Annotated in this window: 11 protein-coding genes and 1 pseudogene; 7 read left to right on the top strand and 5 right to left on the bottom strand. The window is 75.1% G+C overall.

Annotated features, from left to right (window positions below; all coding sequences use genetic code 11):
* Positions 1-342: 342 nt before the first annotated feature.
* Positions 343-969, top strand: a complete 627-nt coding sequence (locus AB0H57_RS28595) for an NADPH-dependent F420 reductase (protein WP_357511733.1) — start codon at positions 343-345, stop codon at positions 967-969.
* Between the two features lie 82 nt (positions 970-1,051).
* Here AB0H57_RS28595 and AB0H57_RS28590 read toward each other — a convergent pair whose 3' ends face one another.
* Entirely contained in the window at positions 1,052-2,887 is a 1,836-nt protein-coding gene (locus AB0H57_RS28590; protein ID WP_357511731.1) for a VanW family protein, read from the bottom strand.
* 215 nt (positions 2,888-3,102) lie between these two features.
* On the opposite strand from AB0H57_RS28590, the gene nudC reads away from it, so the two are divergent.
* Positions 3,103-4,020: an NAD(+) diphosphatase gene (gene nudC / locus AB0H57_RS28585; protein ID WP_357511729.1), complete on the top strand. Its 918-nt coding sequence runs from the start codon at positions 3,103-3,105 to the stop codon at positions 4,018-4,020.
* 8 nt (positions 4,021-4,028) lie between these two features.
* Here the strand turns inward: nudC and AB0H57_RS28580 are convergent, their stop codons facing one another.
* Both AB0H57_RS28580 and AB0H57_RS28575 read right to left on the bottom strand, forming a co-directional pair.
* Positions 4,029-6,569: a fibronectin type III domain-containing protein gene (locus tag AB0H57_RS28580; RefSeq protein ID WP_357511727.1), complete on the bottom strand. Its 2,541-nt coding sequence runs from the start codon at positions 6,567-6,569 to the stop codon at positions 4,029-4,031.
* Entirely contained in the window at positions 6,559-7,824 is a 1,266-nt protein-coding gene (locus tag AB0H57_RS28575) for a polysaccharide biosynthesis protein (RefSeq protein ID WP_357511725.1), read from the bottom strand. Before AB0H57_RS28575 ends, AB0H57_RS28580 begins: the two co-directional genes overlap by 11 nt.
* Before the next feature lie 141 nt (positions 7,825-7,965).
* Here AB0H57_RS28575 and AB0H57_RS28570 point away from each other — a divergent pair, with 141 nt between their 5' ends.
* Both AB0H57_RS28570 and AB0H57_RS28565 read left to right on the top strand, forming a co-directional pair.
* The gene (locus tag AB0H57_RS28570; protein ID WP_357511723.1) at positions 7,966-9,519 is read left to right on the top strand and encodes a hypothetical protein; all 1,554 of its coding nucleotides are present in this window, start codon (positions 7,966-7,968) and stop codon (positions 9,517-9,519) included.
* 106 nt (positions 9,520-9,625) lie between these two features.
* Complete coding sequence (locus AB0H57_RS28565; protein ID WP_357511721.1) at positions 9,626-9,832, top strand: hypothetical protein; 207 nt, start codon at positions 9,626-9,628, stop codon at positions 9,830-9,832.
* On the opposite strand, the gene AB0H57_RS28560 is transcribed toward AB0H57_RS28565, so the two are convergent.
* Positions 9,814-11,019 carry a glycosyltransferase family 4 protein gene (locus tag AB0H57_RS28560; RefSeq protein WP_357511719.1) on the bottom strand — a complete coding sequence of 402 codons (1,206 nt, stop codon included), beginning with the start codon at positions 11,017-11,019 and terminating at the stop codon, positions 9,814-9,816. The genes AB0H57_RS28565 and AB0H57_RS28560 overlap by 19 nt on opposite strands.
* Positions 11,020-11,105: 86 nt before the next feature.
* Between AB0H57_RS28560 and AB0H57_RS28555 the strand changes: the two genes are divergently transcribed.
* Positions 11,106-15,359, top strand: coding sequence for an alpha-(1->3)-arabinofuranosyltransferase (locus AB0H57_RS28555; RefSeq protein ID WP_357511717.1), 4,254 nt, complete (start codon positions 11,106-11,108; stop codon positions 15,357-15,359).
* Here AB0H57_RS28555 and AB0H57_RS28550 read toward each other — a convergent pair.
* Positions 15,287-16,483: an acyltransferase gene (locus AB0H57_RS28550; protein ID WP_357511715.1), complete on the bottom strand. Its 1,197-nt coding sequence runs from the start codon at positions 16,481-16,483 to the stop codon at positions 15,287-15,289. The genes AB0H57_RS28555 and AB0H57_RS28550 overlap by 73 nt on opposite strands.
* A gap of 114 nt (positions 16,484-16,597) precedes the next feature.
* Between AB0H57_RS28550 and AB0H57_RS28545 the strand changes: the two genes are divergently transcribed.
* Positions 16,598-17,773 (top strand): DUF3068 domain-containing protein, encoded by a 1,176-nt coding sequence (locus AB0H57_RS28545; protein ID WP_357511713.1) that lies wholly within the window; start codon positions 16,598-16,600, stop codon positions 17,771-17,773.
* An 86-nt stretch (positions 17,774-17,859) separates the two neighbouring features.
* Positions 17,860-18,069: pseudogene (locus AB0H57_RS28540) on the top strand (hypothetical protein); the annotation flags it as partial.
* Positions 18,070-18,140: the final 71 nt, after the last annotated feature.

The raw sequence follows: 18,140 nt of genomic DNA, 5'->3' as shown, positions 1-18,140 counted from the left end.
CAGACCCGCTGGGCGTCCGCCCGGCGCAGCCGGTCGACTGTGACGGCAACTCCAGGCGCCCGTCCGGCAAGGCAGCAACCGCCCCGAAGTTGCTGTCTCGTCGGAGCGGCGGGTGCGGCCGGACGGTCGGTCAGGTCGCCGGGAGCCGTCGGGAACGCGTGCGAGGCCGTCGTCGCCGTCGGTACGGTCGGTGCGGAGCCAGTCCCCGTGGCGGCGCTTCGCCCCGCGGGCCGAAACCGGACGTGGCGTACGCCTCCTCCGCCTTTCGGTCGCGTCGAACGGGGTACCTGCTCAGGGTTCGGCCGGATCTGACCGCCAGGACTGGCGGAGGCAGGAGTGGTCATGAAGATCGGAATCATCGGCTCGGGGCACATCGGTGGGACCCTCACCCGGAGGCTGCGCACGCTCGACCATGACGTGACGGTGACGAACCGCCGGGGACCGGAGAGCCTCACCGACCTCGTCCAGGAGACCGGCGCCACCGCCGGCACACTGGAGCAGGCGGTGCGGGACGCGGAGCTGGTGATCGTGGCCGTCCCGCTGTTCGCCGTGCCGGAGCTGCCGGCGGAGCTCTTCGACGGCAAGGTCGTGCTGGACGCCGACAACTACTACCCGCAGCGCGACGGCGACATCGCCGAGTTGCAGGACCGCAGCCTCAGCTCCAGCCGGTGGACCGCCGAGCACCTGAAGGGCGCCCGGGTGGTGAAGGCGTTCAACAACATCCAGGCCCCGCACCTGATGGAGAACGGACGGCCGGCCGGCGCGGCGGACCGGATCGCGCTGCCGGTGGCCGCCGACGACGCCGACGCGAAGCAGCTGGTGATGCGCCTCGTCGACGAGCTGGGCTTCGAGCCGGTCGACGCGGGGACGCTGGACGAGAGCTGGCGGCAGCAGCCGGACACCCCGGTCTACGGCACCGACCGCGACGCCGACGGAGTACGCCAGGGGCTGGCCGAGGCGCGGCCCTGAGCGGCGGGCAGCCGTACTCGAAGCGGAACGCCCCGCCGGCGACCAGCCGGCGGGGCGTCTCGCTGCCCGGGTGGCGCGGACCTCAGGAGTTGGGCCTGGCCTTGTTGGGGTCGGGAGCGCAGATGAAGCGCGGCTCGGCGTCGTAGCGCCAGCTGAACTTCTCCCGCTTCACCACCTTGCCGTCCTTCACGATGACCCGGTAGGCGTCCTGGGCGAAGCCGTTGCTGCCCGAGGCGGCGATGCAACCCGGCCCCGGCTCCAGGTAGACCGTCTTCGGGGTGGTGATGTTCCGGCGGGGGCCGTACTCGGTCTTCACGCTGTCGTAGATCTTGGTGCTCCAGATCGCCACGGTCACCGTGTTCGACGTGTACGAGGTGTCGATCATCAGGCCGTACCTGGTGTTGTTGCGGAACTTGAAGTCGAGGTCGGGCCAGAAGATGGTCGACTCGATCACCGCCGGGTAGCGCTCGAAGTAGAAGGAGTGCGGCTTGTGCTGCACGTCCTGCAGCCCGGCGTAGTAGGTCGCGTTGAACAGCGTGGTGGTGAACTGCGATACGCCGCCACCGACGCCCTTGACCAGCTTGCCGTTGAGGATGACCGGGGCCTCCTGGTAGCCGCTGTCCGTGCCGCGCTCGCCGGTGTGCGCGTTCAGCGAGAAGGTTTCGCCCGGCAGCACGATCGTCCCGTCGACGTGCTTGGCCACGTTGACGATGTTCTGGCTGCGCGGGGAGGACAGGCCGCCCGGGAAGCGGGTGGTGAAGCTGGAGACCTTCTCCTTGATGCCGAGGCCGGTCACCTTGGCGGTGGTCAGCTCGGGCTCCACCGGCTTGACCTTCGCGGTGACCGTCCGGCCCTCGGAGCGCGGCAGCACCGCCAGCAGGTCCCGGGCGAGCGCCGCCGGGTCGACCTGCTGCCCGTTGCGGCCGGGCACCACCGTCGGCTTGCCGCCGGTCAGGGTCATCCGGGCGTCCACCGGCGCGGTCTCGATCGTCTTGATCCGGTCGCCGAGGGCATCGCGCAGCCGCTTGACCTCTACCTTCGGGGTCAGCTTGCCGGTCTTGTCGGCGGTGAACAGCAGACTCTTGGCGATCGCCGCCGGCGGGATGCTGATCGAGCCCTTGTCGGTGCGCAGCGTGACCGGCGCGGCGACGGCCGGCCGGGCCAGCTCCGCCACCAACTTGTCCACCGCCGCGGCGTCGGTGGCCGGGTTGATCTCGATCAGCGGCACGTTGACCGGGGCGCCGGTCAGCCAGCCCGCCTTCAGTGCCTGCGCGGACTGCTCCGGGTCCAGGGAGAGGCTCGGCCTCGGGTGCACCGCCTTCGGGGTGGTACCCGAGAAGGTGATGGCCGGCATGGTCATCTTCCGGCCCTGGCTGCCCAGCGCCTTGCGCAGCACGGCGTCCAGCCGGTCCGCGTCGACCGTCACCACCGGCGGCACCGTGCGCGAACCGACCAGCCGGTCCACCGCGTGCGCCTCGGCCCGGGCCGCAGCCGCCACCGAGGCGTCCACGTCCACCACCAGGCCGACGTCGGCCGGCTTGATCTCGGTGGTCCGGTCGCCGAGCGTGATCTTCACCGGGGCGGTCAGCTCGGCCGCCCGGCGGTCCAGCTCGGCCCGCAGCGCCTGGGCCGCGTCGGCCCGGCTGCGGCCACCCACCTCGGCGCCCAGCACCGTCGTCCCACGGGGCACGTCACCGGCGTACGCGTAGGCGCCCGCCCCACCCACGGCGGCCAGCACGGCCGCGGTGACCCCACCGGCGAGCAGCACCCGTCCCCGGGTGAACCAGGAGCGGCGCCCGCCCGGACCCGGTGTCGCCGGCTGGCCGGCTTCCGGCTCGTCACCCGGCCAGCTGACCGGGGTGACCCGGACCGTGGGCCGGTCGTCGGCGGGTGGAGTCTTTTCGCCGTACAGCGTCACAGCTACCTCGATCGGGAAATGCCACGGGGGGTGCCTCCCACCCGGAGGACAACTACGGTAACCAACCACGGGGCCGGGAGACACTGTCCGACCGGCCGTCCTCGTGCGCCGCGTGTCGGCGGTCACAGGAACGCGCCTGACCGGCCACTCCGGGTGCCGAACGGGGCCGGCGGGGTGGTGCCCGGCGGGTACCCGGGCCGTGGCACGGTAGCGGGGTGCGGACGGACGAGCGGGCGATGGCGTACGGCGGCGGATGGCTGGACCGGTCGGGCGGCCGGCGGGCCGATCCCGACTGGGTCGCCGCCCGGCTCGCCGCCGCCGGCACCGTCCTGCTGCCGCTGTGGCGGGACCGCTGCCTGGTCACCGCCGAGCGCACCCCGGTGCGGCTGAGCGCACCGGACTCCGCCGCGGTGCTCGCCGCCGCCGACGAGACCGTCTTCCTCGGCCTCGACGGCGAGGTGGCGGTCTTCGCCGTGGACCTCTCCGGGCGTGGCGAGCAGGAGGCGGCCGGGCTGGTCGGCGCCGCGTCGACGGTGGACGTACGGGCGATCTTCACCGGCCTCGGGCCGGCCGAGGCGGCGATCCAGGGCTACGCCCGGGGGCTGCTGCACTGGCACCGGCAACAGCGGCACTGCGGGAGCTGCGGCACCCGCACCGTCACCACGTTCGGCGGGCACGCCCGCACCTGCGACGCCTGCGACCGGCTGCTCTTCCCCCGCATCGAACCGGCGGTCATCGTGCTGGTGGAGGCGCCCGGCTCGCCCGACCGGTGCCTGCTGGCCCGGCACCGGGGCGCGGCGGAGGGGTCGTACTCGACGCTGGCCGGGTTCGTCGAGGTGGGCGAGAGCCTGGAGGACGCGGTGCGCCGGGAGGTCGCCGAGGAGGCCGGCGTGGTCGTCGGCGACGTGGCGTACCAGGGGTCGCAGGCCTGGCCCTTCCCGGCCGGGCTGATGGTGGGCTTCCGGGCCACCGCCGTCTCCGACCGGATCGCGGTCGACGGCGAGGAGCTGCTGGAGGCGCGCTGGTTCACCCGGGACGAGCTGCGCGAGCGGGCGGCCGGCGGGCGCCCGCTGGGCCGGGTCGACTCGATCGACCATCAGCTGCTCACCGGCTGGCTCGCCGGCGGCCGCTGAGCCCCGGCTCAGCGGACCGTCACCGCCACCGGCTCCGTCGCCGGCCCCTCGCTCACCCCGTCGGTGACGGTCACCCGGAACTCGTAGCGGTGATCGCGGACGAGCAGCACCGCGGTGTGCCGGGTGTCCTGGACCGGGTACGGGTCGGTGCGCCACCGCTCGCCGAGGGTGACGTCGCGCAGGTGCACCCGGTAGGCGAAGCCGGGACCGGCCGACCGCCAGCGGAGTTGCACCTCGCCACCGTCGCCCGCGACCGCGGTGAGCCCGGTCGGCTCGGGCAGCTCGGGTACGGCCCGGGCCGGGGCGCTGCGCGGACCGGGGCCGGCCTGGTTGAGCGCGGCCACCACGAACTCGTACTCGTGCCCGTTGGTCAGGCCGACCACGGTCGCCCGGTTTCCCTGGGTGGGGATCGGTTCCTCGGTGAAGTCCCGGTCCCCGGCGGTGCGGTCACGCCGGTACACCCGGTGCCACCCGCCGGGCCCGGCCGACCGCCAGGTCAGCTCCACCTGCCCGGGGCCGGCCACGGCGCGCAGGCCCTCGGGGGCGGTGGTGGGCGGGCTGAACCGGGCACGGGCCCGCACCGGCTCGGCCCGCGTCCCCTCGCCGCCGCTGTTGACCGCGGTGACGGTGAACTCGTACTCGTCGCCGTGCTCCAGCATCCGGGCCAGGTGGGTCGGGCTGCTCTCCGTCGCCGGGATGGCCTGGGCCGGGCCGCCGTCCAGGTCGCGCCGGTAGACCCGGTAGGAGACGCCGGGGCCGAGGGTGCGCCAGGTGAGCCGGATGGTGCCGTCCGGCCGGACCGTGGCGGCGAGCCCGGACGGCGCGGGCGGGGGCGCGACGGCCGCCGTCACCCGGACCGGCCGGGACTGGCGGCTCGTCCCACCGCCGCCGATCGCCACCACGCTGAACTCGTAGCCGCGGCCGTGCCGGAGGAACTCGACGGTGGCGTGGGTGCCGGTGAACGTGCCGACGCTGCTCCGTACGCCGGTGCCCAGGTCCCGCTGGAGCACCCGGTACAGCCGGACGAGGGGCACCGGGTCCCAGCGCAGCGTGACGTCCCCGGCCCGGCCCGGCACCGCCCGCAGCCCGGCCGGCGGGGGCGGTGGCGGGACCACGGCCGTCATCCGGGCCGCCGGCGACGGCCGGCCCTCGCCGCCGCGGCCGACCGCGGTGACCTGGAACTCGTACTCGTGGCCGTTGACCAGGAAGTCGGCGGCGAAGCGGGGCTCGGTGACCGGCTCGCCGATCCGGACCGGATGGGTCTGGCCGGCGGTGACGTCCCGCCGGTGCGCCTGGTAGCGGAGCTCGTCGTCGACCCGCGGCGCGGTCCAGGACAGGGCGGCGGTGCCGGCCCCGCCGGCGCGGGCGGTCAGGCCGCTGGGCGGCGGCGGCAGGTCGCCCCGGGCGGCGCGGCGCGGCGGCCAGTCGACCTCCACGAACCGGGGCCGGTAGAGCCCGGCGTCCGCGTAGGTGACCGCGTCGTCGACGTCGTTGACGTTGTACGAGATCAGCAGCTTGCCGGGGCGGGCCGACGCCGGATGCAGGTCGGCGTCGTAGACCAGGTGGCCGTCGGCGGTCTCGGGGGCGGTGTGCAGGTAGTCCGGCCCCCGGAACGGCCCGACGGGCGAGTCCGCCGGGTACGCCACCAGTTCGGCGCTGAACACCAGGTTGTTCTCGTGGGTGACCAGGACGTAGCCGCCGGCCACCCGCTGCACCCCGTACGAGGTGCCGACGCCGCTGAGCACCCGGGCCGAGGCGTCGTCGTCGGTCGACCAGTCGCGGCCGGTCCAGAACTCCCACGGCCCGCCGAGGTCGTCGCCGCGGACCCGGGCCACGTGCGCGAACTTCGCCTCGCCCGCCGCCTCGGTGCCGTAGACGTAGGTGTGGTCCCCGTCGCGGAGCACCTCGGAGCCCCAGGACACCCGGTCGTCCAGCGGGAGCGGGCGGATCCCGGTGGGGGTCAGCGCGGGCAGCGCGAAGGTGGCCAGGGCGGTGCCCAGCAGCCGGTGGTCCAGCGGGCTCGCCCCGGTCCGCCGGTACCGGTTGACCAGCACCTGGAGGGTGTCCCCGGCGACCTGGGCGTCGCCGATCCAGTGGAACTCGTCCGGCTCGATGGCCGGGACCAGCGGGCGCGGGTCGTCGGCCGTGCCGCCGTGCACGGTCTCCACCAACTGGTCACTCCGCTGCACCACCGCGGAGTTGTGGATGAAGGGCGCGGTGCGCGGCCGGGAGCCGTCGGCCCCGACCGGACCGAGGAAGGTGTCGGAGAAGAGCCAGAGCAGCCGCCCGTCGGGCAGCCGGACCGAAGCCGTGCGGTCCGCCCCGCTCCACCGCCCCGAGGTGTCGCCGTAGGCGTCGAAGAGGGCGGTGAGCCACGCCGCCGAGTACCCGCCGGCCGTCGGCTGCGCCGCCCCGGGCGGGGCGGCGGGCGCGGTCGCCAGCAGGCAGAGCGCGTAGAGGGCGAGCAGCCAGCGGAACGGTCGGCGGGGGCCGCTCGCCCTCCGGCCGGAGTCGGTCACCGCCACCAGAAACCCCCGTCTACTGGTCAACCGAGCCCAGGGTGTCACGAACCGGCCGGGCGGTGACACCCGCCGGACGGGTGGGAGTGACCGGCGCCGGTGCCCGGCGGCGGACGGTCAGGGCCGCCGTGACCAGCGCGGTGACCCCGGCGGTGGTCAGGGCGGCGCCGGCGATGCCCCCGACGGTGTGCGGCACGACGGTGGCGACCGCGGCGACGAAGCAGACCGTGGAGGTCCACAGTGGCGCCGACGCCCACCGGACGGCCGCCGCGACCCGCGCGTTGATCAGCACGAAGACCAGGGCGTAGAGGGCGCCGGCGGCGGCGAAGAGCGGTGCGTACCGGCCCTGGCTCGCGTACTCCGGGCCGCCGGCCAGGGTGAACGCGACGCCGCCGGCCAGCGCCGCGGCGAGCACCAGCACCGCGCCGGCCCCGCCGACCAGTGCCAGCGACACCAGCAGCGTACGGCGGTCGCCGCGGGCCAGCCGGGGCAGCGCGATCACGGTCACCACCTGCGGCGCCCACAGCGCGCCCTTGGTGAGCACGGTGCCGACCGCGTACGCGCCGGAGGTGTCGGGCGGCAGGAACCGGCGGGCCAGCAGCAGATCGGCGTACGAGACCACCAGCATCGCCAGGGTGGCGCCGCTGGCGGTGAGCACCGTGCGCGCGGGCAGCGCGGGGGCGACCGGGTCGAGGCCGGCGCCCCGGTTCAGCCGGACCAGCAGCGCCAGCACCAGCACGGAGGTGACCGCCCCCGCCAGCAGCGCCCCGGTGAGCCCGCCGCCGAGGGCCAGCCCGGCGATCACCCCGCCGTACCGGCCGGCGGCCAGCAGTGCCATCCCGCCGGCCAGGCGGAGGAACCGCTGGTCACCCTGGAGTTCGCCGAGCCACCGGCCGGCCGCCACCACGGCGACGGTCAGCACGCCGAGCAGCAGCACCGCCGGCGGGGCCAGCCGGAGCAGCCCGGCGGCGACGGGCAGGGTCACCGCGAGCAGCGCGGCGGTCACCCCGACGGTGAGCAGGGTGGGGCGGGCGGTGTGCGCCCGCCCGTGCCGGGCCCGGTGGACCGCGACCGCGATCTGCAGGCCGGTGCTCGCGACGCCGCCGATCGCGCCGAGTGCCAGCAGGGTGGCCAGCGCGCTCAGCTCCGCCGCCGGCAACTGCCGGGCCCCGAGGACAGGCACCACGTAGGCCAGGCCGTTGACGAACACGCCGGCCAGGGTGACGGCCACGCCCGCGGTGCCGATCCCGCCCGTGCGGCTGCGCCCACCCGACCCCGTACCCATGTCCGCCCCCGCGTCGTACCCGGTGTTCGCGGAGGCGGTCGCCGGCGCGGCCGGGTTCCGGCCGGCGCGCGTACAGTGTCGCCACGCCGGTGTCCTCGCCCGGTCAGCGTAGTGAGGAGGTCAACCCTGCGGGAAAGGTCGATGCTCGTCGCGATCGGGCTGACCGTCACCGCGCTGGTGCTGGCCCCGCTGGCGGAGCCCGGCTACGTGCTGAGCTACGACATGGTGTTCGTGCCGCACCAGCCGTGGCGGGCCGAGCTGGTCGCCCCGGGTGACTCGTTGCCGCGCGCGGTGCCGCTCGACGCGCTCGTCTCGCTGGCCAGCCTGGCGGTGCCGGGGTGGCTGGTGCAGCGCGTCGCGCTGGCGGCGGTGCTGCTGCTGGCCGCGATCGGCGCGGGCCGCCTGGTGCCCGCCGAACGGTCGGTCACCCGGGCGGTGGCGGCGCTCGGGTACGTCTGGACGCCGTACCTCGCCGAGCGGTTGCTGATCGGGCACTGGGGACTGCTGCTGGCGTACGGTGCGCTGCCCTGGCTGGTCGCCGCCGCGATCGACGTACGCCGGGAGCGACCCCGGGCGCTGCGCCGGCTGGCGCTGGCCGCGCTGCCGGCGGTGGTCACCCCGACCGGTGGGCTGATCGCGCTCGGGACGGTCGCCGTGCTGGTCGCCCGGCGGGCCGCGATCCGGCGGACCACCGCCGCCGTCGGCGTGCTGCTGTTGCTGAACCTGCCCTGGCTGGCGGCGGCCGGTCTGACCGCGGCCGACGGCCGTAGCGACCCGGCCGGGGTGCCGGCCTTCGCCGCCCGGGCGGAGAACTGGAGCGGCGTGCTGGGCGCGCTGGCCGGCACCGGGGGGATCTGGAACGGACAGACCACCCCGGTGAGCCGGTCCTCGCCGCTGGCGCCGCTGGCCACCGCGCTGGTGCTCGCGGCGGCGGTGGTCGGCTTCCGTACGCTGCGCCGGCGCTGGCCGGCCGGGGTCGCGGCCCGGCTGGCCGGGCTGGCCGCCGCCGGCTTCCTCGCCGCCACGCTCGGGGCGCTGCCCGGAACCGCCGCCGTCCTGCGCTGGGCGGTGGCGGCGGTGCCCGGTGCGGGGCTGCTGCGCGACGGCCAGAAGTTCCTCGTCCCGTACGCGCTGCTGCTCGCCGTCGCCGCCGCGCTGGGGGTGGAGCGGCTCGCCGCCCGGGTCGCCGACCGGGGCGCGGTCGCCGGTGCCCGGGTGCTGTGCGGCGCGGCGCTGCTGCTGCCGGTGGTGGTGCTGCCGGACCTGGCGTTCGGCGCGGCCGGCCGGCTGCGGCCGGTGAGCTATCCGGCGGACTGGGACGCGGTGGCGGCCCGGCTCGACGGCCGGCCGGGTGAGGTGCTGTCCCTGCCGTTCGGCGCCTACCGGGCCTATCCCTGGAACGGCGGGCGGACCGTGCTCGACCCGCTGCCGAGGTACGTCGACGCGGAGGTGCTGGTCGACGACACGCTCTGGGTCGGCGACCTGCGGGTGGCCGGGGAGAACCGGCGCGCCGCCGAGGTCGGCCGGGTGCTCGCCGGGGGTGGCCCGGTCGCCGCCACCGGGGTGCGCTGGGTGGTGGTGCAGCGGATGGCCGGCGTCGGGCCGGTCGATCCGGCCGCCCTGGCGGGCCTGCGCGTGGTGTACGCCGGTGAAAGCCTGACCCTGTACGAGAATCCGGCAACCCGGCGGCGGTGACCGGACCGCCGTACCGGCCCGGATCGACCGTCCTCGCGGCCCTCCCCGGCGCGCCTACTTGGTGGTAACGTCCCGCGCAGTCAGCTCACGAGGAGGAAAGACCAGCATGCGCAGTACTCTCTCGTTGGTTCTGGTCGCGGTCGCCGCGATCGCTCTGGGTGCCGTCGGCACGGCGGCGCTGGCCACCACGCTGACCGGTACGTCGGTGTCCGAGGCGGCCAAGGCGGAGCAGGCGGCCCGAACCGAGTCGGGCGGCGGCAGCACCGCCGAGGCGGGCGCCAACCAGCCCCTGGTCTACGGCGTCAGGCCGTAGGACCGTTCCACCTGCTCGACCGGCGCGTACGCCGGTACGTTCGCGGCCCTCGACACGAGGGCCGCGAACTTTTCTCCGGAGACCGGCCAGGTGAAGCGGCCGGCGTGCCGCCGGGCGGCGTCCCCCATCGCCGACCGGTACGCGTCGTCGGTCAGCAGTCGCCGTACCTGCGCGACGAAGTCCTCGACGTCGTCGGCGAGCAGCCCGGTCTCGCCGTGCACCAGCGCCTCCTCGACCCCGCCGGCGCCCCGGAAGGCCACCGTCGGCGTGCCCACCGCGCCGGCCTCCACGATGGTCAGTCCCCAGCCCTCCTTGAGGGACGGGGTCAGCGCCACCCACGCGGAGGCGAGCAGTTCCCGCTTCTCGACGTCGCTGACGAACCCGGTGAACCGCACCCGGTCGGTGATTCCGAGCTCCGCGGCGACCTCGCGCAGCTGCGACTCCCACCAGCCCTGCCCGGCGACGGTCAGGGTGAGGCCGGGCAGTTCCCCGGCCAGCTCGGCCACGGCGCGCAACGCCACCTCGACCTGCTTGTGCGGGACCAGGCGGCCGAGCACCACCAGGGACGGCCGGGGTGAGCGGGGCACCGGCCCGACGGACATGTCCGGCGTGCCGTTGTGCACCACCGCCACCCGTTCCGGGTCGACGCCGAGCGTGGCCAGTTCGCGGCGGGTGGCCGCGGAAACCGTGACGTACTGGCACCGGCGGTAGACCCGGGGCGCCAGCCAGGACTCCACCCACCAGCCGAACCGGGCCAGCCAGTGGCCCAGCACCACCGGCCACTGCTCGCGGTGCACGTGGTGCACGAGGGCGATGACGGGACGGCGGGCGTAGAGGGCGGAGAGGAAGGGCAGGCCGTTGCCGACGTCCACGAGCAGGTCGGGCCGGCCGCCGTGCCGGCGGCTCAGCGGGCCCAGGCCGACCGCCCCGGCGAGGTAGACCAGCGCGGCCCGCAGGTAGACGGTGTGCCGACCGCCGCGCCGGAGGATCCGTACCCCGTCGGCGGTCGTCTCCTCGGCGGCACCGGCGGTGTGGGTGGCGCAGAGCAGGGTGGCCCGGTGACCGCGGCGGACGAGCTCGGCGGCGATCCGTTCGACGTAGACCTCCGACCCCCCACCCTCCGGGTTCCGGGTGTCCCGCCAGTTGAGGAAGAGTACGTGCCGGGTGGCGGCAGCCGGTGCTTCCACACTCACTCCTACTGCCGAGTAATGTTCGCGGTCGCGTCACACTATGGGCTGCGTCACGTAAGCCGCAATGCCCGATCGGAGGCGAGATGCAGCAGTCGCCGGACCGTCCGGGGTCGGTCGAAGGGCCGGACGGCACGTCGCGGGTGGTGTGGCGGCTGCGCTTGGTCGCGGTCTGCGTGGCTTTGTCCGCCCTGGCGTTCGTCCAGGACCCGGGCCTCGTCGTGATCGACACCAAGGTGGACCTCGCCATCGATCCGGCCGGATGGCTGACCCGGGCCCTGCACGTCTGGGACCCGGACGGGACCTTCGGCCAGCTGCAGAATCAGGCGTACGGCTACCTCTGGCCGATGGGGCCGTTCTTCCTCGCCGGAAAGCTGCTCGCCGTCCCGGCCTGGGTGGTGCAGCGGCTGTGGTGGGCGCTGCTGATGACGGTGGCCTGCATCGGCGTGGTCCGGCTGGCCGAGCGGCTGCACATCGGCACCCCGGCGGCCCGGCTGTTCGCCGGCGTCGCGTTCGCGCTCTCCCCCCGGCTGCTCACCGAGCTGGGCCCGATCTCCGTCGAGGCGTGGCCGAGCGCGCTCGCGCCGTGGGTGCTGGTGCCGCTGGTCGGGTTGGCCAAGGGGGCGCCGGTGCGCCGGGCGGTCACCCGGTCCGCGCTGGTGGTGGCCTGCGCCGGTGGGGTCAACGCCACCGCCGTGCTGGCGGTCGTGCCGCTGGCCGCGATCTGGCTGCTCGGGCTGCACCCGTTGCGGTTGCGACTGCGGGCCCTGCTGGGGTGGGGGCTGGCGGTGGGCGCGGCGACCGCCTGGTGGCTGGTGCCGCTGCTGCTGCTCGGCCGGTACAGCCCGCCCTTCCTCGACTACATCGAGACCGCCCCGGTCACCACTGCGCCGACCGACCTGACCACCGTGCTGCGCGGCGCCTCGCACTGGCACGCGTACCTCAACGGTCCGTACGGGCCGCCGTGGACGGCGGGTTGGCGGCTGGTCACCGAGCAGCCGCTGGTGATCGCCACCCTGGTGGTGGCCGGCCTCGGCATCGCCGGACTGGCCCGCCGGGGGATGCCGTACCGGCGCTTCCTGATCACCGGCCTGCTGGTCGGGCTCGCCCTGGTCGGCCTCGGCCACGTCGGGCAGCTCGACGGGTTCGGCGCCCAGACGCAGCGGGCCTTCCTCGACGCGGCGGGCGCGCCGCTGCGCAACGTGCACAAGTTCGACGTGGTGCTCCGGCTGCCGCTGATCCTCGGCCTGGCCCATCTCGTCGGGCTCGTGCTCCGGGCCGCCCGGACCGGCGACCGGCCCGCGGTGCACCAGGGGGTGGCCCGCCTGCTCCAACCGGTACGGCTGCGCGCCGGCCTGGTCACCGGCACCGCCCTGGCGGCGGTCGCCGCGGTCGCCTCGCCCGCCCTCGCCGGTGGGCTGGCCGCGCCGGGCAGCTTCCACGGCGTACCCGGCTACTGGCAGCAGGCGACCGACTGGCTCGACCGGAACGTCGGCGACGACCGGGTGCTGGTGGTCCCCGCGGCCCGGTTCCCCCGGTACCTCTGGGGCAGCCCGAGCGACGAGATCGTCCAGCCGCTGCTCAACAAGCCGTGGGCGGTGCGCAGTTCGGTGCCGCTCACCCCGCCCGGGACGATCCGGCTGCTCGACGCGGTCGAATCGGTGCTCGCCACCGGGCAGGGCTCGCCCGGCCTGGCCGACCTGCTCGCCCGCTCCGGGGTGAAGTACCTGCTGCTCCGCGCCGACCTCGACTACGGGCACAGCGACACCACCCAGCCGGTGATCGTCCGGCAGGCCCTGCTGCGCTCGGCCGGGATCGAGCCGGTCCGCGGGTTCGGGCCGGAACTGGGTGGCGGCGGGCTGCCGGGGAACTTCGTCGACCGCGGCCTGGACGTGAAGGTGCGGGCGCTGGAGGTGTACCAGGTCCGCCGGCCGGTCGACCAGGTGGTGGCGTACGACGCCGACGACGTGTCCACCGTGGTCGGCGGGCCCGAGTCGTTGCTCCCGCTGGCCGCCGCCGGGAGGCTCTCCGCCGCGCCGACCGTGCTGGCCGGTGACCGGCCGGCGGCGCTGCGCGGCACGGCGGTGACCCTGACCGACGGGCTGCGCCGCCGCGAGGTGGCCTTCGGCCAGCAACACGACAACGCCTCGGCCACCCTCAGCGCCGCCGAGGCGGCCCGGCTGAAGGCGCCGGCCCGGGACTACCTGCCCGACTGGGCCGACGACGAGTCGACGGCGGTGAAGTACTTCGGCATCGACGGGGTTTCCGCCTCGAGCTCCTGGTCCGACGCGCAGCCGTTGGGCGGCGGGCGCCCCGAGCACCAGCCGTACGCGGCGGTGGACGGTGACCCGAACACGTCGTGGCGGTCCGCCCCGGGCACCGCGACGGTCGGGCAGTGGTTCGAGGTGGCGCTGCTCCGGCCGCGGGTCGTCCGGCAGGTCCGGCTCACCTTCGACGACGGGGCCGACTCGCTGCCCACCAGGATCACCGTCACCGCCGGCCGGCAACAGGCCACCGTCCCGGTCTCCGGCCGCTCCGTCGAGGTCGCCCTCCCCGACGGGTATCCCACCCGGTTCGTCCGGGTCACCGTCGAGCAGGTCTTCGACGTACGGGCCGGCTTCGGCGGCGTGGGCATCGCCGAGTTCGCCCTGCCCGGCGTACGGGCCGGGCGGACCCTCGTGGTGCCGTCCGGACCGGCGACGGGCGACCCCGCCCGGGTGGTGCTCGCCGCCGCGCCGTCGAGCCCCGCGTGCGTGTTCGACTCCGGCCGGCCGCTGTGTGACGGCGGCCTGGCCCGGGCGTCCGAGGACGGCGACCGGATCGACCGGTCGGTGCGGCTGCCGGCCGGGGCCGAGTACCAGCTGGCGGTGCGCGCCCGGCCCCGCCCCGGCGGGGCGCTCAACGCGCTGCTGGACGCCGGGGGCGCGGCCTCGGTGACGACCGGGCTCACCGCGACGGTCGCCGCCTCCACGGTGGCCGTGTTCGACCCGGCCGCCCGGCCCGGTGCGGCGGTCGACGGGGATCCCTCGACCACCTGGTACCCCGCCGACTCGGACCGGCAGCCGTGGCTGCGGCTGACCTGGCCCCGGCCGCGCACCATCACGGGCCTGCGGGTGACCCTGCCGCCCACCGCGGCGGCAGCCCGGCCGTGGCGGGTCACCGCGATCGGGGACGGCGGGATGCGGGGCGGGGCGCTCGACGCCGGCGGCACATTGCTCTTCGACGAGCCGATGACCACCGCCACCCTCACCGTGCTGATCTCCGACGTCATCCCGGCCCGCTCCTACGAGCCGTACCGGCGGCTGATGCAGGACCTGCCGGTGGGGGTGGGCGACCTGGAGGTGCTGCCGTCCGCGCCGGTGCAGCGGGTGGATACGCTCGCGCGGGTCACGCTGCCCTGCGGCAGCGGGCCGACGGTCCGCGCCGGCGGGGTGGAGCGGCGTACCGCCCTGCTGGCCAACCGCCGTGACCTGCTGGAACTGCGCGAGGTCAGCGCCGTGCCGTGCGGAGCGGACGCGGCGGACCCGCTGCCGCTGTCGGCGGGCCCGCTGCGGGTGACGGCGGTGGGCAGCAAGGTGGCGCTGCCCTCCCAGCTCACCCTCGACCCGGGTGGGGCCTCGTCGCCGGCCGGCGGCGGGACGGCCGGTGGCACCGGCGAACCGGCCGCGGCACGGACCGCCGTGCACGTCGGCGAGTGGTCTACCACCCGCCGGGTGCTGCGTCTGGCGGACCATCCCGGCCGGCGGGTGCTGGCCCTGCGGGAGAACGCCAACGCGGGCTGGACGGCCAGTGGTGGTGGGCGGACCTTCACCCCGTTCGTGGTGGACGGCTGGCAGCAGGGCTGGCTGGTGCCGGCGGGCTTCTCCGGCGAGGTGGTGCTCCGCTTCACCCCGGACCGGCAGTACGGGCCGGCGCTCGCCGGTGGGGCGGTGCTGCTGGCCGGGGTCGGCGTACTCGCGGTGCTGCCGGCGCGGCGGCCCGGCCCGCCGGCCCCGCCGGTGCTCCGGCGCCGGCGTCCGCGGCTGCTTCCGGCGCTGGTCGGCGGCGGGGCGTTGCTGCTCGTCGGCGGCCCGGCGGCGGTTTGCGTGGCGTTGCTGGTCGTCCTCGGCGTGCTGGCCGCGCGGGCGCTGGAACCGCAGCTGCACCCGCCGGACCGGCGCGGGATGCACCGCCTGCGTCAGGGCGTCGTGCGCTGGCTGCCGGTGGCCTGCTTCGCGTTGGCCGGCTGGTACGCGGCCACCCGCGACGCGCACACCGCGTGGCTGCCTCAGCTGGCCGCGGTGACCGCCGGTACGGCGCTCTGGCTGTCGCTGGTGCTGCGCCGCCGGCCCGGCCACTGACCGCCCCAGCGCTGGAAGGGACGCTCCACCGCGTAGTAGCTGATCGCCGCGAGGACCAGCCCGCCGGCGGCGGTGAGCAGGAACGTGGAGAGCGGGTCGCCGGTGAAGTCCGGCCGGTCGTCGAGGACGTAGATGGTCTCCAGCACGAAGGGGTGCCAGAGGAACAACCCGTACGACACCCGGCCGAGCCACCGGCCGAGGATGGTGTCGAACAGGCCCTTGGTGCGGGTCGCCGGCCCGAACGCGATGGGCACGATCAGCATCACCGCGACGACCAGGTAGAGCAGGAGCTTGGTGGCGAACTCGGCGGCGGTGGGTTCGGCCAGGTCGCGCGGGCCGGTGACCGGGGTGGTGGCGACGGCCAGCGCGCCCAGCGCGACGGCCCAGCAGGCGAGCGGGGCCCGGCCCAGCTCGTCCAGCCACCGCCAGCGCTCGCCTCCGCCGGTACGCAGCGCCACGTGCGCGGCGGCCAGCGCCATGCCGGCCCCGAACCAGCCGGCGTACGACGGCAGCCACATCGTCTGCAGGCCGAGGCTGAGCAGGCCGGCCGCCATCAGCGCCACCCAGCCGGCGGTGACGGCCAGCGCGGCCAGCCCGATCCGGAGCACCCGGTCGGCGTCCCGTCGCCGGCCGAGGGCCAGCGCCGCGAGCACCGGCAGGAGCAGGTAGAAGGTGACCTCGGTGGCGAGGCTCCAGGTCTGGCTGAGCCCATGCTTGAGCTGGCCGTGCTGGTAGATCTGGGTCAGCGTCGCGTGCCGCACCCAGTCGGCGGTCGACGCGTCCCGGTTCTGCGGGAGGACCAGCAGGCAGATGACCACCGCCACCCAGTAGGCGGGCAGGATCCGGGTGGCCCGCCGCCACAGGTACCTACCGGTGGCGGGTCGGCGCTGATACGTTGCGTGCGCGTACGCGTACGGCCGGAAAAGCAGGAATCCAGAGAGGACGAAGAAGACGGCGACCCCCACGTCGAGCCGGGACAACCAGGCCCCGGCCCCGCCCTCGCCGGTGTTCCGTCCGGTGGCGAAGCCGACGTGGTGCCCGACGACGGCGAGCGCTCCGATCACCCGTACCGCGTCGAGCGCGGGCAACCGCCGCAGAACCTGATCGGGAATCGGAGCAGACATCAGCCGTCCAGAGGGTCGCGTGGATATGTAACCCGGGAGTAACGTGCGGCCCAGTTTCGCAGACCCAACCATTCGCCGGACACCGGCTGACTGTCTTTGTCTTGAGGAGGACCAGTGAAGGCTCGCCTGGGTGCGGCGTTGTTCGGCATAGGTGTCCTGTCCCTCGCCCTCGCGGCGGGGACGGCGTTCTACGTGGCTCCGTCGGTGACGAAGCTGCCGTACGACCTGACGTTCTGCAACGCCCAGGGCAAGCCGGACGGCTGCCTCAAGGCGAGTGTCGCGGTCGCCGACAACGCCACCTTCATGCAGGTGTTGGACAACAAGCCGACGATCCAGCGTGGCACCCTGGAGGCCACCACCGAGGTGGTGCCGCAGGCCAGCACCACCGAGAAGGAGATGACCGGCGACCTCAAGGGCGAGGCGGTCGTCTGGGACGCGTACGGCACCGTGGTCCGCACCGACGACAAGTCGACCGTCAGCCAGTACGCCGCCGAGCTGGCCCTCGACCGGGTGACGGCCGAGGCCCGCAAGTGGGACAAGCAGTACCTCGACACCGACGGGGACGCCAGCAAGGAGGACTTCGTCACCTTCGAGGGGCAGACCTACAAGTTCCCGTTCCGCACCGAGCGGAAGGACTACCGGTACTTCGACCGGGACCTGCGCGCGGCGCTGCCCATCAAGTTCGACGGGACCGAGCAGGTCAACGGCACCGACGCGTACCGGTTCGTGCAGGTCATCGAGGAGACCGAACTGGCCACCCCGGAGGGTTCGCTGAGCGCGCTGGCCGGCGCCCTGGCCCCCGGCGCCACGACCGGCAAGGTGACCTACAGCAACACCCGGACCATCTGGGTGGAGCCGGTCAGCGGCAACTTCGTCAAGGTGCGCGAGCAGCAGAAGAAGACCTTCGTGCCGGACCAGGGCGGGACGGTGGCGCTGCTGGACGCCGACTTCGTCTACACCGACGACACCATCGCCAACAGCGTGAAGTCGGCGGGCGAGACCCGGGACAAGCTCCAGCTGATCGGCCGTAACCTGCCGATCGGCCTCGCGGTGTTCGGGGCGCTGGCCCTGCTCGTCGGGCTGTGGCTGATGCTGTCGGGCCGCCGGGCCGCTGCGGTGGGGGCCCGGCACCGGGCCGACGACGCGCCGGTCGAGGACTCGCCGGCCGGCGAGCCCGAGGCCGGGCCGCTGACCGACGAGATCCCGCCGGCCACGACGAACTGGAAGTCCGACGAGGCGGCCACGGTCCCCAGCCAGCGCCCGGTCGCGGACGAGCCCGAGCAGCGCTGATCCGACCAGTACGACCGAGGGGTGGGCCGGGATTCGGCCCACCCCTCGGTGTCTGTGGCGGCACTCCGCGTATTCGTTATCCGATCGTGTCGGGGGACGTGAGCTTCTACGCCACCCGGTTCGTCGGCCGGCTGCTCGGCATCAAGCTCACGCTCACGCCGGACCTGCCGCTGCCGGACGGCATCCCGGTCACCTCACCGATCCCGATCACCTGCGCCGACCCGGTGATCGACCTGGCGTACGTCACCAGCGACACCCTCACCGCGCGGCCGGCGCTGCGGCTGGACCTGGCCTGACCTCGCCCCCGGACCGCCGGGCCCGGGGGCGGAGACCCCGACCGCTCCCGGACCCGGCCCCGGCGGCTCGG

It is taken from the genome of Micromonospora sp. NPDC050686, assembly GCF_040654475.1.
Classification (GTDB): Bacteria; Actinomycetota; Actinomycetes; order Mycobacteriales; family Micromonosporaceae; genus Micromonospora.
The sequence above is the reverse complement of the archived record's forward strand: the minus strand, read 5'-3'. Positions and strand labels throughout refer to the sequence as shown.

Coding starts and splice junctions, on each gene's coding strand:
- AB0H57_RS28595 (WP_357511733.1), top strand. CDS start 343: ATGAAGATCGGAATCATCGGCTCGGGGCACATCGGTGGGACCCTCACC.
- AB0H57_RS28575 (WP_357511725.1), bottom strand. CDS start 7,824: ATGGGTACGGGGTCGGGTGGGCGCAGCCGCACGGGCGGGATCGGCACC.
- AB0H57_RS28570 (WP_357511723.1), top strand. CDS start 7,966: ATGCTCGTCGCGATCGGGCTGACCGTCACCGCGCTGGTGCTGGCCCCG.
- AB0H57_RS28565 (WP_357511721.1), top strand. CDS start 9,626: ATGCGCAGTACTCTCTCGTTGGTTCTGGTCGCGGTCGCCGCGATCGCT.
- AB0H57_RS28555 (WP_357511717.1), top strand. CDS start 11,106: ATGCAGCAGTCGCCGGACCGTCCGGGGTCGGTCGAAGGGCCGGACGGC.
- AB0H57_RS28550 (WP_357511715.1), bottom strand. CDS start 16,483: ATGTCTGCTCCGATTCCCGATCAGGTTCTGCGGCGGTTGCCCGCGCTC.